The sequence below is a fragment of the Mesorhizobium bavaricum genome, from assembly GCF_056781655.1.
On the sequence record NZ_CM165566.1, the window covers coordinates 6,567,423 to 6,582,290 of the forward strand.

Sequence of the window (14,868 nt, forward strand, 5' to 3'; positions counted from 1 at the left end):
CCAACAGACCGAGAAGAGAACCATGACTGATACCATACAGGTCGACCTCAATTTTTCACTTGGCGGCAAAGTCGCCCTGGTCACCGGCGGCGCCTCCGGCATCGGCAGTGCCATTGCGTCGGCATTTGCCTTCAAGGGAGCTGCCGTGGGCGTGATCGACATCAATGAATCAGTCGCGAAAGCGAAGGCCGACAAACTCGGCAACGGCGCGAAGTCCTTCGTCTGCGATGTCTCCAATCCGCAATCGGTGGACGCCGTGTTTGCTGCGGCGGAAGCCGCCTTCGGCCATATCGACATCGTCGTCAACAGCGCCGGTGTCGTTATGCTTGCTCCCGCCGAGGAGCTCAGCCTCGATGCCTGGGACAAGACCATCGCCATCAATCTCAAGGGGACGTTCCTGGTCTCCCAGGCCGCCGGACGCATCCTGATCAAAGCCGGCAAGGGCGGCAAGATCATCAACATGGCCTCGCAGGCCGGCTCCGTCGCGATCGACCAGCACGTCGCCTATTGCGCCTCGAAATTCGGCGTCATCGGCCTGTCCAAGACGCTTGCCGCCGAGTGGGGCAAGCATGGCATCACCGTGAATACGATTTCGCCGACAGTGGTGCTGACCGAGCTCGGCAAAAAGGCGTGGGACGGGCCGCGCGGCGAGGCGCTGAAGCAGCGCATTCCGACCGGCCGCTTTGCCTTCCCGGAGGAAATAGCCGCCGCGGCGGTGTTCCTGGCATCGAACGGCGCCGACATGATCAACGGCGCCGACCTTCTGGTCGACGGCGGCTACACCATCATCTGACGGCGCAAGATTGGAGCAACAATGCAGCGGTTCATCAACAATCCCGACGAGGTCGTCGAGGATACGGTCAAGGGCTTCGTCAAGGCGCATGCCGATAGCGTCAGGCTGGGTGGCAATCCCCGTGTCATCGTCGCCCGCCATGCACCGGTCAGCGACAAAGTCGGCGTGATCACCGGCGGTGGCTCCGGCCACGAACCGGCCTTCATCGGCTATACGGGACGCAACATGCTGGATGCGGTCGCGGTCGGCGAGCTGTTTTCGTCACCGACGGCAAAGAGCTTCTTCGACGCCGCGCGCGAGGCCAATGGCGGCAAGGGTGTCGTCTGCCTCTATGGCAACTACGCGGGCGACAACATGAATGTGAAGATGGCCATCAAGCTCGCGGCCAAGGAAGGCATCGAGATCGCAACCGTCGTTGCCAACGACGATGTGTGTTCGGCGGGACCGGATGAGCGCGACAAGCGCCGAGGCGTGGCCGGCGAGATCTTCATGTGGAAATGCGCCGGAGCCAAGGCCGCCGAAGGTGCCGATCTGGCGGATGTCCGGGCGACGGCGCAAACGGCGATCGACAACTGCCGCTCGATTGGTGTTGGCCTTGGCCCTTGCACGCTGCCCGCCGTGGGGCACCCAAACTTCTCGATCGAGCCGGGCACGATGGAAGTCGGCATCGGGCATCACGGTGAGCCGGGTGTCAGGATCGAGCCGCTGAAGCCCGCGGCCGAGATTGCACGGGATATGGTTAAGATCGTCCTCGATGATCATGACCTTGCGGCCGGAACAGAAGTTGCGGTCCTCGTGTCCGGCCTCGGCGCAACGCCGGTCAACGAACTCTACATCCTCAACGACACGATCGAACAGGAGATCACCGGACGCGGGCTGAGCATCCACAAGACCTATATCGGCAACTATTTCACCTCGCTGGAGATGGTCGGCGCCACACTCACGGTCATGGCGCTCGACGCCGAATTGAAAAGGCTGCTGGATGTGGACGTCGATTGTCCCGCAAGGTTCTAGGAGACAAGTGAATGCAGCACTTTGACAACGCTTCCACTGGCGACATCGTTCTTTCGGTGGCTGACCGGATCATCGAAAATCGCTCCTATCTGAGCGAGATCGACGGCAAGATCGGTGACGGCGACCACGGCGTCAACATGGCCAAGGGCTTCGGCATGGCCGCGGAGAGGATCAGGGGCAACGACATGTCGCTGGCCACGGCCTTCGATACGCTAGGCACCGTGCTGATGACCGAGATCGGTGGTTCCATGGGGCCGCTGTATGGCGTCATGTTCACGCAGTTCGCCGAAACGATCGAAAAATCATCGTCGATCGATGCGAAGACTTTCAGCGCCATGCTCACCAGTGGTCTCGACGGCATCCAGGCCATCGGGTCGGCCAAGGTTGGCGACAAGACGCTTCTCGATACGCTCGTCCCGGCCATCGACGCCTTCAACAGCGCCGACGCCGACGGAAAGCCGTTCCCGGAAGCCCTGGATGCGCTGGTTGTCGCGGCCGAGAAGGGTCGGGATGGCACAAAGGACCTTGTGGCAAGGATCGGCCGGGCCAGCCGTCTGGGTGAACGCTCGCTTGGCGTCCTCGACGCCGGCGCCACATCCTGCGCGTTGATCCTGAAAGCCCTGGCGCTAGGTGCCAAGCAGAAAATGCAGCTGCCTGCGGCCTAGGTGCGTTGAATTTTGAAGTATGCTCCTCCCGAGCAATGGCTCCCGGCTGATCTCCCAGCCGGGAGCAAGCCAGAGCATGATCCCGAAAAGTGGAATCCGGTTTTCGGACAAGATCATGCTCAAACAAAAGCCAGAGCCCCATCGCTCTGGTGCATGATCCGGAGCAAGATTGAGAGTTCGCCCGTTTGCGCTCATCTTGGCTGCGATTTTGGATTCGGGGAAACCAGGCAGCATGATCGTCAAGGCATCATCGGCACGGAAGAACGGAACGATGCGGACGGGAGCAGAGGCCGGCACTGAACCCATCCCGTTGCGCTACGGTGACGACCCTTATGTCTGGGCCTGTTGGCTGTACTACGAAGATCGCATGACGCAGGGCGATATCGCCGACATCATGGGCATTTCGCGGGCGACGGTGAACAGCTATCTGGCCGATGCCCGCGCCCGCGGCATCGTCAACATTTCCCTCGAGCCATCCCGGCTGAGCTCGCTCTCCATCGCACAGGAACTCAAGCGTCACTTCGGGTTGCATGACTGTCTGGTCGTGCCAAGCGACGACAATGCGCGTCCGTTGATCGATCGTCTTGGCGGCGCCGCGGCGCAGGCACTCGCCAAGCTCCTGAAATCCGGGGACACGCTTGCGGTTGCCTGGGGAAGAACGGTGCTGTCGATCGGCGAGCAGGCCTCCGTGCCCGGCCTCCAGGACGTCACTGTCGTTCAGGCGACCGGAGGCACCCGTGCGAGTTTTGCGTATACGCCGGAACTCTGCGCGGCCGCCATCGCCGGCGCCGTGGACGGGAAGCTGATCAACATCACCGCACCAGCAGTCGTTTCGACCGCCGAGGTTCGCGACATGCTGCTGCGCGAGACGCTGATAGAAAGCCAGTTCGAGGCGCTTGCCAAAGCCAACAAAGCGCTTTTCGGCATCTCTTCGCTGCGTCCAAATTCAACGATCCACACCAGCGGCTTCTTCGAATCGGTCTCACTGCAACAGTACCTCGCCAAGGATGCCGTGGGTGTCGTTGCCGGTCGCTTCATCGACGGACAGGGCAATCCCGTGGCCGGCCCGCTCGACGACCGTACGATCGGAATATCGCTCGACAGGCTAAAGGCCATCGGCCTGCGCATCGCGGTCGCCGGCGGTTTCGACAAGGTGCCGGCAATCCTTGCCGCGCTGCGCGGCGGCTACGTCAACGTGCTCATCACCGACGCTGCCACGGGCCGCGGCATCCTGAATGCCGACGGCGTGACGGAGCTCGACCAGAAGCTCTCGCAACGCCCAAGGTTCGACAACACCGTGGCTTTGCCCAGCAACTTCCGGACCCATATCAAGAAGTTCCTCAACGACCCCGACGATGTCGTGGAGGAGATGCTTGACGGCGTGTTGAAGGCCCATGCCGCCTATATCAAGCCTATCAACGGTTCGCATCGTGCGCTCGTTGCCCGCACAGGGCCGAGGCCTGGCAAGGTGGGGCTGGTGGTCGGCGGCGGCACGGGGCACGAACCCTGCTTTCTCGGCTATGTCGGAAAGGGGCTCGCCGATGCCGTGGCGGTCGGCAACATCTTCTCGTCACCGCCTCCCGGCCCGATCTTTCAGTGCGCCAAGGCCGCATCCGGCGGGCAAGGCGTGCTCTTCGTCTACGGCAACTATGCCGGCGACGTGATGAACTTCGAAATGGCGGCCGAGATGGCGGCGGAAGACAACATCGAGGTTCGCACGGTCGTGACGACGGACGACATCGCCTCGTCTCCGCTGGAGGACAGGGAGGGCCGCCGTGGCGTCGCTGGGAACTTCTTCATGTTCAAGATCGCCGGAGCCGCCTGCGACCGCGGGTTGTCGCTTGATGCCTGCGAGGCAGTGACACGCAAGGCCAACGCGCGGACATTCACGATTGGCGTTGCATTGGAGCCCTGCTCTCTCCCGCAGACCCGCCGCCACAATTTCGAGATCGGCCCCGACGATATGGAGATCGGCATGGGCATCCATGGCGAGCGCGGTGTCATTCGCGAGAAAATGATGAGCGCCGATGAGATTACAGACCGGGTGATGGACCGCATCTTTTCGGAAATGAAACCGGCATCGGGCGACCGTGTCGCGGTGCTGATCAATTCATTTGGCGCGACGCCGCTGATGGAACTTTACATCCTGTTTAGACGTGTCGCGCAGCGGCTGAGCGCGAAGGACATCAAGATCGAGGCGAACTGGGTGGGGCATTATTGCACCTCGCTCGACATGGTCGGTGCGTCGATAACGGTGTTGCACCTCGACAACGAGTTGACGGACCTGTTGCATCACCCTTGCGATACGGCCGTCCTGCGGGTCGGCTGAGATTAGAAGTATGCGCCGATCGACGATGGGCCGCATCCTGCTTGAACTGGGAGGAACACGATGTCGGAAAACGCGGCGCGACGCCTGAGCAGGATGTTCTATCGCATCTCCATTGCGATCGAGGCGGGCAAGGACCGTCTCTCGGATCTGGATGGCGCCATCGGCGATGCCGACCATGGCATCACCATGTCTCTCGGCTTCATGGCGGTAAACGCGGAGCTGGCCAAGCTCGATCTCGACCACATGCTTCCATCGGACGTTTTCACCGCCGCCGCGTCGGCCTTTCTCGATGCCGTCGGCGCCTCCACGGGGCCGCTTTATGCGACAGCGTTCCGAAGAGCGGCACAGGCCCTCAAACAGGATGAACGCCTTTCAGCCGCCGGCCAGGCGGCGATCGTCGAGGCGATGACGACCGGCATCAGGGAGCGCGGTAAAGGGCAGCGTGGCGACAAGACGATGCTGGATGCCTGGATTCCCGCAACGGAAGCAGCTGTCGGTGCACGTGCCCGCGCTGCCGGAAGCCTGGAAATGTGGAACAGCGTCCTCGAGGCCGCGGAAGCCGGCGCGAATTCGACACGATCCATGGTCGCTGCGCGCGGCAGGGCGGCCAGGCTCGGCGAGCGATCCCTTGGACACATGGACCCAGGCGCGGCCTCGGCTGTGATTATCCTGCGCGCGATGAAAGACACCTTTGGCGAAGACGGTGCGAAGTAACCTGCGATCCTGCCGCCGGGTTTTGTTGGTCGAGGCCATGTGTTGGAGTGACCCAGCCGAATAGCGTGTCGACGTGCGGTCGAAGCCATCGAAGAAGCCACGTCTCGCGGTCGTCGTCGATCCAGTCTGAGCCCCGAATCGGCAGCGGCCCCGCAAAAGGGACCGCCAGCTTTATGGAAAGCTCGGGGCTCAGCCCCGCTTCGGAATCTGGATGTCCTCGAGCAGAAGCGTCAGCGCCATGGCGACGAAGTAGAGCGCCGCCACCCAGATGAACATCGTGTTGAAGGCACTCGAGTAGTGGCCCAGCACCACTTCGCGGATCGCAGCCGGCAGGCTCGACGCGAGGTGCGGGCTCAGTCCGGTCAGCCCGTCCGACAGCAGCGCGGCGGCATCGGCGGGGAGCTCGGCGGTCTGCCTGTTCAGGGCCCAGGTCATGACCGCGCCGTTCAGCGCCAGTCCCAGCGATGCTCCGATGGTCCGCGCCTGCGTGATCAGCGAAGTCACCGCGCCGATGTCCTGCAGCGGCGCCGCGGCCTGGATCGCCACGATCAGCACCTGGAACTGCAGACCCATGCTGATGCCGAACAGACCCATCATCGCCGCCAGAACCCAGATCGGCGTGTGCGAATTGACAAGGACAAAGCTCAGCATCAGCAGCCCGCCAATACCCATCGCCACAACCGGCATCCATTTGTAGCGGCCGGTTGCGGCAATCACCCACCCGGCCACGATCGAGATGATCATCGAGGTGATGGAAGCCGGCAGGAACAGGAAGCCGACTTCGGCCGGGCTCAGTCCGGTCAGCGTCTGCATGTAGAGCGCGAAATAGAAGAACATGCCCAGCGTCACCGATCCGGCGACCAACGACACGCCCGAGACGATGCGGACCGTCGAAATGGCGAACAGCCGCAAGGGCACGATCGGCTCCTCGGCCCGCCGCTCAACCATGATGAACGAGGCGATGGCGGCAAGCGCGAGTACCGGCAACACGAAGGTGAGCAGGTCCGGCCCCGCGGGGTTGAGCACATGATAGCCCCAATAGACGATGGCGGTGGTGCCGATGGCCAGCAGCAAGCCTCCGAGATAGTCGATGTGATGCTTCTTCTCGTTGAACCGGCTGCGCATGGCGAACGCCAGCACCGCCAGCACGATGATACCTATCGGCAGATTGACCAGAAACACCCAGCGCCAGCCGAACAGGCTGGTGATGTAACCTCCGGCCAACGGGCCGAGCACCGACGACAGCGCGAACACCGCCGAACTGTAGCCTTGATATTTGGCGCGGTCGCGCGGCCCGAACAGCTCGCCGATCATGGCGAAGGCCGAGACCATCAGGCCGCCGCCGCCGATACCCTGCAGGACGCGCGCGGCGATCAGGCTCTCCATCGACCATGCCATGCCGCAGACCAGCGAACCCAGCAGGAACAGACCGATCGCCGTCAACACCACGTTCTTGCGGCCATACATGTCACCGAGCTTGCCGTAGAACGGCGCGACCGCCGCGGTCGACAGCAGGTAGGCGGCGCCGACCCAGCCGAACAGGTGCAGATTGCCCAGTTCGCCGGCAATAGTGGGCAAGGCAGTGACGACGATCTGCATGTCGATGGTGGCCATGAACATGGCGATCAGCGCGCCGAAATAGACGATGAGTGTCGCGAGATCGGGTTTGGCTCCGGCGTCTGCGGACGATGCATCCGGAAGGGTCGTATCGACGGTCATAAGTGTCTCCGTACTTGCCCGCAATTTATGTGCCTGCGGCATATATATGTCAATGACAAATACATGCCCATAGCATATAATTGACAGTCGCATATATTTTTGCTAGCGCGCGGGATATGAGCAGCAACGATACTGGACCAGGCAATTCCGACCGATTTTCCGCTTTGTGTCAAACACACGGCGATCAGAACCTTGCGAATCTGGCGCGCAGCGCTGGCCTGTCCGAAGCGGCAGCCGAGGCCGTCGCTGCCATCGATGCGGTGATGAACAAGGTGCGCCGCTCAATCCAGCGCCGGGACTTCGGTCGTTTGATCCTGGCCCGCATCGACCCCTCGCTGGAAGTGAGCCATCTCGATGTGATCAGTGCTATCGCGCTCAATTCGGCCGTCGGCAACACCCAGCAGGACGAGGTGACGGTCGGCATCATCGCCGAGCGCCTGGGGATCGATCCCTCCCGCGCCAGCCGTATCTCCGCGGACATCGTCGAGCGCGGCTACGCCTTGCGCGTCGCATCGCAACTCGATGCCCGGCGCATCTGCCTCAAACTCACCGCCAGGGGCGAGCGCCTGGTGACGGCGGTACGTCAGACCAAATGGCGGATTTTCGCCGAGTCACTGGCGCAGTGGGATGAGCAGGAACTGGTGACGTTCGCCACCTTGCTGGAACGCTTCGCGGGTTGGGCCACGGACGAAGCGAGGATGAGCAGGTCGGCCGATGCCGTCAAGCAGATGATGGACGGGACGGAACCCGTGGTGAAACTGCCCGAGGCGAAATAGGCGCCAGCACTGGACGATCCCGGGCGCCTGACGCCCAGGGGTTCAGGTGCTCCCCTTGGTCGACCATAGTGTGGCGATGCCGGATGCGAAGCAGATCGGCTATGCATGCCGCGTTGGCTGCGCTGTAGTGGCGGTGTCCGTCACGTGATGCTGTTTGGCGCCCGGCCGATGCGGCCTAGATGGGTGTCGGAAAACGCAGTCGCATATTTGAGGCCATAGCCCAGCGCACGATCAATACCGATATGCGCAATCCAGATCAGTGCCAGGCTGGCGAACCAGGATGCATGGGTCACCCAGGCCAGCGCGGCCAGCAGACCAGGCCCGATATAGGTATGGACCGCGTTGTAAGCGATTGCACCGGCGCGTGGGCCGGCGAGATAAGCAAACATCGAAAGGTCGGGGACCAGAAGCAATACGGCAAACCAGCCCCAGCTGCCGCCGGACAGCTGATATGCCCAAACAGCCGCACCGATAGCCGCCAATCCCTCAAGACGAAGCAGAACCCGTGGAACGCCCGTGACGGCGAACGGTGATGAGGAAGAGCGCGAGCCCGGCAGAATGGCGCTACTGGTCACAGTTAAATACCTCAAGAAAAGTCAATGACGCGAGGACATTGCCCAGCATTCGCCTTCGAGTCTATCGTCGCAACATAACCAGCGCTTCGAAAAAAGTGACTATGACGGCTTCTGCAAACTGGGCTTTGTACGCGACCTTTCTGTCCGTGATGCATCATGGAAGCCTGTCCGCTGCCGCGCGTGCGCTTGGTACTGCGCAGCCCACGGTCAGGAAGCAGATTGCCGAGCTCGAAGCTGCCTTGGGCTGCGTCTTGTTCACCAGATCCAAGGCAGGTCTGGTGCCAACCGAGACAGCTCACGCGGCCTACCCTTTCGCCGAGACAATGGCAGCTACCGCCAATGCTCTCGCCGCTCGATCTCGGGCCAGGAGCACGACGAAAGCGGGGTGGTCCGCATTACCCGCAGCGAGGTTGTCAGCGTGGAGGTGCTGCCTCCTATTCTCGCTCGGTTGGCCCGTGCACATCCGGCCATTCGCTATGAGATATCGCCGACCGATCGCGCTGAAGATATGTTGCAACGCGACGCCGACGTAGCGATCCGCATGTTTCGACCACGCGAGTCCGCGTTGATCGCCAGGCGGGCATGCACGATCGAACTTGGTCTGTTCGCCAGCGAGAGCTACCTGGCCGAATATCCGCTGCCAGACAGCTTTGAGAGCCTGCTGGCGAACCACCGCCTGATCGGCGATGATCGTGGCCAAGTGCTTATTGCCGCGCTCGAACGGCAGGACGCGAGGCTAACCAGAAAAGACATTTCGTGGCGAGTGGGCTGGCGCAATTGGCGGCTGTCCGCGCCGGGTTTGGCGTGGGGCCATCTCAAGTCCCGCTGGCCGGATTGACCAACCCGCCCTTGCGCCGCGTACTGCCTTGGCTGCGTGCGGATATGGAGGCCTGGGTCGTCATGCATGAAGATCTGAAGGCGGTTCACAGGGTCCGGCTGGTGTTCGACGCCCTGTCGAAGGGCCTGGCGATTTATGCACGGTGCCCCGGAATGCAACGGCCGTCGAAGAGCTATATGGACGATACGACGCGGTTTCCATGCTGATCGAAGAGATGAATCTGGGCCAGATCAGGCGCCAGGAAAACCCGTTGGCCGGGAACCACATGGGCGCGTTCGCGCACCAATGCGCTTAACGTGTTTCGGCCGGCGGTCGTGACGACAAGGGTTTCCGATCCGGTCGGCTCAACCACCTCGACCACGGCCGGCACGCCGCTGTCCGAGAGCCTGAGATGTTCCGGCCTGATGCCGTAGGACACCGCCGTCCCGGTGTGTCCTGCCTGTTGCAGCGGAAAGACCATTCCATCTGCGGCCACGAAGCCGTCCGATGCCGCATGGCCCTCCAGGATGTTCATCGAAGGGGAACCGATGAACTGGGCGACGAACAGATTGGCTGGGCGGTCATAAAGGTCGAGCGGCGCACCGAACTGCTCGACGACGCCGCCATTCATGACGACGATCTTGTCGGCCATGGTCATGGCTTCGACCTGGTCATGGGTGACGTAAACGATCGTCGTTCCCAGGCGCCGGTGTAGTGCCTTGATCTCCGAGCGCATCTGCACGCGCAGCTTGGCGTCGAGATTGGAGAGCGGTTCGTCGAACAGGAAGACCTTGGGGTCGCGCACGATGGCGCGGCCCATGGCGACACGCTGGCGCTGGCCGCCGGAAAGCTGGCGCGGATAGCGGTCGAGGAGATCCTGCAGTCCGAGGATCGTCGACGCCCGAGTGATCTTGTTCTCGATCTCGCGCCTGTCCGTCTTCTTCAGGGTCAGTGCGAAGGTCATATTCTCCCGCACAGTCATGTGCGGGTAGAGCGCGTAGTTCTGAAACACCATGGCTATGTCGCGCGACTTCGGAGCGACGTCGTTGATGACCTTGCCATCGAGCGCGATCTCGCCCCCACTGATGTCCTCCAGGCCGGCGATCATTCTGAGCAAGGTCGACTTGCCGCAGCCGGAAGGCCCGACGAGAATAACGAACTCGCCCGACGTTATTTCCACCGACACGCCATGAATGACACGTGCCTTTCCATAAGCCTTCTCAACGCCGGTGATCGTAACTGCACTCATGTTGTCAGACGCTCCATCGCTTCCGTTCGTGTCAGCAAGCATTCGTCAGAAGGAGACCTTGTCGCCGCCCTTGAGCTGGAGAATTTGCCGCGCCTCATCAGGCGTAGCGACAGAGGCGCCGAGCCCTTCGATGATCTGGCGTACCTTGCGCACCTGTTCGGCGTTGGATTTCGCCAGCTGTCCCTTGCCGATCCACAGCGAGTCCTCCAGCCCGACGCGCACATTGCCGCCGAGCGCGATGGCCTGCGTGGCGATGGGCAACTGGCTGCGTCCGGCGCCCAGCACCGACCAACGGTAGTCGTCGCCGAAAAGGCGGTCGGCCGTGCGCTTCATATGCGCCACATCTTCGGGGTGGGTGCCGATGCCGCCCAGGATGCCGAACACGCTCTGAACGAAGAAGGGCGCCTTGACCAGGCCGCGCTCGACGAAATGGGCGAGCGTGTAGAGATGGCCGATGTCGTAGCACTCGATCTCGAAACGAGTGCCGTTGTCGGCGCAGGTGCGCAATATGTGCTCGATGTCGCCAAAAGTGTTGCGGAAGATGCGGTCGCGCGAGCCCTCGAGATAGGGCTGCTCCCAATCGTGCTGGAAAGTCTTGAACCGCTCAAGCATCGGGAACAGAGCGAAATTCATCGAGCCCATATTGAGCGAGGCGACTTCCGGCGCAAAGACCTTGGCCGGCTTGACCCGCTCCTCGACGCTCATCGTTGCGGCGCCGCCGGTGGTGATGTTCACCACGCACGCGGAACGCTGCTTGATCACCTGAAGGAAGGGCGCGAATGCCTCCGTCGACTGATCGGGCCGGCCGTCGACGGGATTGCGCGCATGAAGATGGACGATGGCGGCACCGGCCTCCGCCGCCTCGATCGCCGCCGTGGCGATTTCCTGAGCCGTCACGGGCAGATGCGGCGACATCGACGGCGTGTGGATCGAGCCTGTTACCGCACAGGAGATGATGATCTTGTTCTGGTTTGCCATTCAGCAAGTCCTCGATTGCGCGTCTGAATTCTGGTCAGGCATCACCGCAACGACCGGCTGCCGCTTTTAAGGTCATGCCTATTTGACCGCGCCTTGCGTGATGCCGGAAATGAACTGCTTCGACAGCACGATATAGACCAGTGTGATCGGCAGTGCAGCCAGCGTCAGTCCGGTGAACAGCACGCCCCAGTCGGTGGTGAACTCGCCGACGAACACGGTCAGGCCCTGCGGCAGGGTCTTCAGATTGTCGGAAGTGATCAGCACCAGCGGGAAGAAGAAGTCGTTCCAGATCGGCACGGCGTTCTGGATTGCCACGATGACCAACGCCGGCCGCGCCAGCGGCAACATGATCGAGCGCATGATGCGAAATTCACTGGCGCCGTCCATGCGTGCGGATTCTTCCAGCTCGCGCGGCAAGGTGCGCAGGAAACCGGTCATGATGAAGACGGCAGACGGAATGCCCATGGCGACATAAACGAGGACGAGGCCGAGATAGCTGTCGACCAGGCCCAGCGAATCCAGCTGGATGAATAGCGGAATGATCGCCAGCTTCAACGGCACGGTCATGCCGCTGAGGAAGAACATCAGCACCAGCGCACTAAAGCGGAACTGGTAGCGGGCTATGGCATAGGCGGCAAGCGTGCTGAACAGGAGGATCAGCGCAACCGATGCCGTGGTGATGCCGACCGAATTGGCGAGGTAGCGCACGAAATTGGTCTGCGTCCACACCTTGTCCATGTTGGCGGTCGAGAAATGCGTCGGCAGCGCCAGCGGCGAGGAAAAGATCTCGGCATTGGTCTTGAACGAAGACATCAACATGACGAACAGCGGATAGATCATGATGACGGCATTGATCGCCAGCAACAGCTGGATGACGCCGTTCTTGAGCAGGTCGCCCTTGGCCGTCATGATCCAGCCTCGGCGGAAGCGTGGGTTGTGGTCACGGCGGCGCTCATAGCTCGATCTCGCGGCGGCGCAGATAGCGCAACGCCAGCGCTGTGACCCCGGCGACCAACAGGAACATCAGCACCGCCAGCGCGCTGCCCTGGCCGAAATCCTGGATGCCGGTGGTGGTGCTGCCGAAGGCGGTGCGGTAGAAATAGAGGCCAAGCACGTCGGTCGAGCCGCCCGGCGAGCCGGTCAGTCCGGTCATGACATAGGGAATCTCGAACCAGTTGAAGCTGCCTATGAAGGTCAGGATGGTGACGATGGTGACGCTCGGCGCGATCAGCGGCCAGACGATCTTGCGCATCAGCACATAATCGCCGGCGCCGTCGAGGCGGGCAGCCTCCAGCACTTCCTTGCTGACCCGCTGCATGCCTGCCAGAAGCACCAAAGTGGGGAAACCCAGCCAGTGCCAGATATTGGCGAACAGGATACTGCCGAGCGCTGTGTGCTCATTGCCGAGCCAGGGAATGGCGCTGAAGCCGACCAGTCCCAGGATCTGGTTGACCAGGCCGAACAGCGGATGCAGGAACAGCTTCCACAGGAAGCCGACGATGACCGCCGACAGCACCACCGGCAGGAAGACGATGACCTGGTGGACACGATGCCCGGGCAAGGCCTTCAACAGTGCGTAGGCGAGCAGGAAGGCGGTGCCATTCTCGAACACCATCAGCGCCACGAAGGCGATGACATTGTGCTTCAGCGCATTGTAGGTCCAGTCGCTGTAAGGTGTTTCGAACAGCACCTCGCGGAAGTTCGCGAACCCGATGAAGCCTGAGGGCCTCAGGCCGTTGAACTCATAGAAGGCGAAGCGGAAGGCCGAGAGCAACGGCCAGAGCACGAAAAGCACCATGACCACCAGAGCCGGTGTCAGCAGAGATGCGATCCAGAGCGACCGGCGCCACGGAAAGGCTTTTGCGGTGTGACGCCGGCCGTTGGTCATCTCACTTGCCCTGGAAAGGCTTGTACCACTTGGCGAGGCCGTCGGTCAGGTCGGCGGCCAGTTGGTCCGGGGTGATCGAACCCGACATCATCTTGGTGATGTCGCCTTGCAGCAACTCCGATCCCGTCGGCTTCTCGAAACGGAAGTAGACGACATTGATATGCGGCATTGCGGTCTCGTTCAACTTGGCGACATGCGACAGAAGCTCGTCCTTGATGACGACGCCCTTGATCGGCGAAATGTTACCGAGCAGGGCCGAAAACTTGTCGCCAAACTCCTTGGTGCCCATCCAGTTGACCAGCTTGAACGCCGCCTCCTTGTTGGGCGACTTGGCGTTGACCGCATAGCCGCCGTCGAAGAACTTGGTCACCTGAGGCGTGTCGCCGGCCTTGGCCATGGGCGGGGCGACGAAGTCCATGTTGATGGCCGGATTCTGCGTCCTGTAGGTGGCGATGTCGAAGCTGCCGCCCGCCAGCATCGCTGCCTTGCCGCTGATGAACAGCTGGTCGGCGGTTTCGTAGTCGATGCCTTCGAAGCCGTCAGGCATGTAGTCGCGCAGTTCGAGCAGCTTGCCGAGTGCCGCGACATAACGCGGGTCCTTGAAGGTGGTCTTGCCGCTGGTCAGGTCGCTGACAAAGTCCGGGCCGAGGAAGGGGTTGGTGAAGATGGCCACGAACATCTCGTTGAACCAACTGGTGCCCATGCCGTTGGCCAAGGGATAAATGCCCTTTTCCTTCAGCGCCTTGCTGACCGCGATGAACTCGTCCCAGGTGGTCGGCGGGTTCAGCCCGGCCTTGGCGAAGACATCCTTGTTGATGAACAGGCCAAGTGTCTGTGAGGCGAAGGGCAGAGAATAGACCTTCTTGTCGGCGCGGTAGGTGCCGGCCACCAGCGCATCGGCGGGCTGGTTGGCGAGCGAGGGCACGGTGGTCATGTCCTGCGGCTCGAAATAGCCGGCTTTCACGAACTGCTCAAGCCAGCCATAGGCGTGGGTGTGGATGACGTCGCCGCCCTTGCCGGCGGCCAGAGCCGTCGAGACGATGGTCGGATAATTCTCGTCCGGGAACGACTCGAACTTCACATGGATGTCCGGGTTGGCTTTGGTGAAATCGGCGAAAAGTTCATTGTAGGCTGCCTTGTCTTCCTGGCGCCAGGTCCAGAACGAGATGTCGGTGGCATGCGCCACGCCTGCCGCGAGTCCCCATGCGAAAGACGCCGCCGCCAGGGCGAGACCAATCCTTCTCCTGCTCATGTTGCAATCTCCCATGCGCTTGATGCGCTTTTCACGACGATTATCAAATCATAGTTCTTGCCGTCTGGGAAGATAGTTTGTAAAGTTTCCTAACTAATG

14 protein-coding genes and 1 pseudogene are annotated in these 14,868 nt (G+C 61.7%); 8 read left to right on the top strand and 7 right to left on the bottom strand.

The genetic code is table 11. The annotated features are described in order from the left end of the window. Positions 1–22 precede the first annotated feature (22 nt). The 5 genes from AC1RZR_RS31820 (at position 23) to dhaL (AC1RZR_RS31840) (ending at position 5,515) form a co-directional block, all read left to right on the top strand. On the top strand, positions 23–793 hold the full coding sequence (locus AC1RZR_RS31820) for an SDR family oxidoreductase (RefSeq protein WP_481827099.1): 771 nt from the start codon (positions 23–25) through the stop codon (positions 791–793). A gap of 21 nt (positions 794–814) precedes the next feature. After that, positions 815–1,807 (top strand): dihydroxyacetone kinase subunit DhaK, encoded by a 993-nt coding sequence (locus tag AC1RZR_RS31825; protein ID WP_481827100.1) that lies wholly within the window; start codon positions 815–817, stop codon positions 1,805–1,807. An 11-nt stretch (positions 1,808–1,818) separates the two neighbouring features. After that, positions 1,819–2,472, top strand: a complete 654-nt coding sequence (gene dhaL / locus AC1RZR_RS31830; protein ID WP_481827101.1) for a dihydroxyacetone kinase subunit DhaL — start codon at positions 1,819–1,821, stop codon at positions 2,470–2,472. 232 nt (positions 2,473–2,704) lie between these two features. Then, the gene (locus tag AC1RZR_RS31835; RefSeq protein ID WP_481827102.1) at positions 2,705–4,801 is read left to right on the top strand and encodes a bifunctional sugar-binding transcriptional regulator/dihydroxyacetone kinase subunit DhaK; all 2,097 of its coding nucleotides are present in this window, start codon (positions 2,705–2,707) and stop codon (positions 4,799–4,801) included. A gap of 60 nt (positions 4,802–4,861) precedes the next feature. After that, complete coding sequence (gene dhaL, locus AC1RZR_RS31840) at positions 4,862–5,515, top strand: dihydroxyacetone kinase subunit DhaL (protein WP_477271238.1); 654 nt, start codon at positions 4,862–4,864, stop codon at positions 5,513–5,515. 189 nt (positions 5,516–5,704) lie between these two features. On the opposite strand, the gene AC1RZR_RS31845 is transcribed toward dhaL (AC1RZR_RS31840), so the two are convergent. Beyond that, positions 5,705–7,234: an MDR family MFS transporter gene (locus AC1RZR_RS31845; RefSeq protein WP_481827103.1), complete on the bottom strand. Its 1,530-nt coding sequence runs from the start codon at positions 7,232–7,234 to the stop codon at positions 5,705–5,707. A gap of 116 nt (positions 7,235–7,350) precedes the next feature. On the opposite strand from AC1RZR_RS31845, the gene AC1RZR_RS31850 reads away from it, so the two are divergent. Continuing rightward, positions 7,351–8,010, top strand: coding sequence for a MarR family winged helix-turn-helix transcriptional regulator (locus tag AC1RZR_RS31850; RefSeq protein WP_477271242.1), 660 nt, complete (start codon positions 7,351–7,353; stop codon positions 8,008–8,010). A gap of 140 nt (positions 8,011–8,150) precedes the next feature. On the opposite strand, the gene AC1RZR_RS31855 is transcribed toward AC1RZR_RS31850, so the two are convergent. Next, positions 8,151–8,585 carry a DUF4260 domain-containing protein gene (locus AC1RZR_RS31855; RefSeq protein WP_481827104.1) on the bottom strand — a complete coding sequence of 145 codons (435 nt, stop codon included), beginning with the start codon at positions 8,583–8,585 and terminating at the stop codon, positions 8,151–8,153. 149 nt (positions 8,586–8,734) lie between these two features. On the opposite strand from AC1RZR_RS31855, the pseudogene AC1RZR_RS31860 reads away from it, so the two are divergent. Both AC1RZR_RS31860 and AC1RZR_RS31865 read left to right on the top strand, forming a co-directional pair. Continuing rightward, positions 8,735–8,821: pseudogene (locus tag AC1RZR_RS31860) on the top strand (helix-turn-helix domain-containing protein); the annotation flags it as partial. 149 nt (positions 8,822–8,970) lie between these two features. Next, positions 8,971–9,423: a LysR substrate-binding domain-containing protein gene (locus tag AC1RZR_RS31865; protein ID WP_481827105.1), complete on the top strand. Its 453-nt coding sequence runs from the start codon at positions 8,971–8,973 to the stop codon at positions 9,421–9,423. 172 nt (positions 9,424–9,595) lie between these two features. Here the strand turns inward: AC1RZR_RS31865 and AC1RZR_RS31870 are convergent, their stop codons facing one another. The 5 genes from AC1RZR_RS31870 to AC1RZR_RS31890 form a co-directional block, all read right to left on the bottom strand. Further along, positions 9,596–10,651: an ABC transporter ATP-binding protein gene (locus tag AC1RZR_RS31870; RefSeq protein ID WP_477271248.1), complete on the bottom strand. Its 1,056-nt coding sequence runs from the start codon at positions 10,649–10,651 to the stop codon at positions 9,596–9,598. Between the two features lie 45 nt (positions 10,652–10,696). After that, complete coding sequence (kce, locus tag AC1RZR_RS31875; protein WP_477271250.1) at positions 10,697–11,629, bottom strand: 3,5-dioxohexanoate:acetyl-CoA acetone transferase; 933 nt, start codon at positions 11,627–11,629, stop codon at positions 10,697–10,699. A 78-nt stretch (positions 11,630–11,707) separates the two neighbouring features. Beyond that, on the bottom strand, positions 11,708–12,538 hold the full coding sequence (locus AC1RZR_RS31880) for a carbohydrate ABC transporter permease (RefSeq protein ID WP_481827106.1): 831 nt from the start codon (positions 12,536–12,538) through the stop codon (positions 11,708–11,710). Between the two features lie 43 nt (positions 12,539–12,581). Beyond that, positions 12,582–13,517 (bottom strand): carbohydrate ABC transporter permease, encoded by a 936-nt coding sequence (locus tag AC1RZR_RS31885; RefSeq protein ID WP_477271254.1) that lies wholly within the window; start codon positions 13,515–13,517, stop codon positions 12,582–12,584. Between the two features lies 1 nt (position 13,518). Continuing rightward, positions 13,519–14,769 carry a sugar ABC transporter substrate-binding protein gene (locus AC1RZR_RS31890; protein ID WP_481827107.1) on the bottom strand — a complete coding sequence of 417 codons (1,251 nt, stop codon included), beginning with the start codon at positions 14,767–14,769 and terminating at the stop codon, positions 13,519–13,521. Positions 14,770–14,868: the final 99 nt, after the last annotated feature.

Excerpts from the sequence above, each read along its gene's own strand:
- AC1RZR_RS31885 (WP_477271254.1), bottom strand. The coding sequence starts at position 13,517 with ATGACCAACGGCCGGCGTCACACCGCAAAAGCCTTTCCGTGGCGCCGG.
- AC1RZR_RS31880 (WP_481827106.1), bottom strand. The coding sequence starts at position 12,538 with ATGACGGCCAAGGGCGACCTGCTCAAGAACGGCGTCATCCAGCTGTTG.
- AC1RZR_RS31890 (WP_481827107.1), bottom strand. The coding sequence starts at position 14,769 with ATGAGCAGGAGAAGGATTGGTCTCGCCCTGGCGGCGGCGTCTTTCGCA.
- AC1RZR_RS31825 (WP_481827100.1), top strand. The coding sequence starts at position 815 with ATGCAGCGGTTCATCAACAATCCCGACGAGGTCGTCGAGGATACGGTC.
- kce (WP_477271250.1), bottom strand. The coding sequence starts at position 11,629 with ATGGCAAACCAGAACAAGATCATCATCTCCTGTGCGGTAACAGGCTCG.
- AC1RZR_RS31850 (WP_477271242.1), top strand. The coding sequence starts at position 7,351 with ATGAGCAGCAACGATACTGGACCAGGCAATTCCGACCGATTTTCCGCT.
- AC1RZR_RS31820 (WP_481827099.1), top strand. The coding sequence starts at position 23 with ATGACTGATACCATACAGGTCGACCTCAATTTTTCACTTGGCGGCAAA.
- dhaL (WP_481827101.1), top strand. The coding sequence starts at position 1,819 with ATGCAGCACTTTGACAACGCTTCCACTGGCGACATCGTTCTTTCGGTG.
- AC1RZR_RS31835 (WP_481827102.1), top strand. The coding sequence starts at position 2,705 with ATGATCGTCAAGGCATCATCGGCACGGAAGAACGGAACGATGCGGACG.
- dhaL (WP_477271238.1), top strand. The coding sequence starts at position 4,862 with ATGTCGGAAAACGCGGCGCGACGCCTGAGCAGGATGTTCTATCGCATC.
- AC1RZR_RS31845 (WP_481827103.1), bottom strand. The coding sequence starts at position 7,234 with ATGACCGTCGATACGACCCTTCCGGATGCATCGTCCGCAGACGCCGGA.
- AC1RZR_RS31870 (WP_477271248.1), bottom strand. The coding sequence starts at position 10,651 with ATGAGTGCAGTTACGATCACCGGCGTTGAGAAGGCTTATGGAAAGGCA.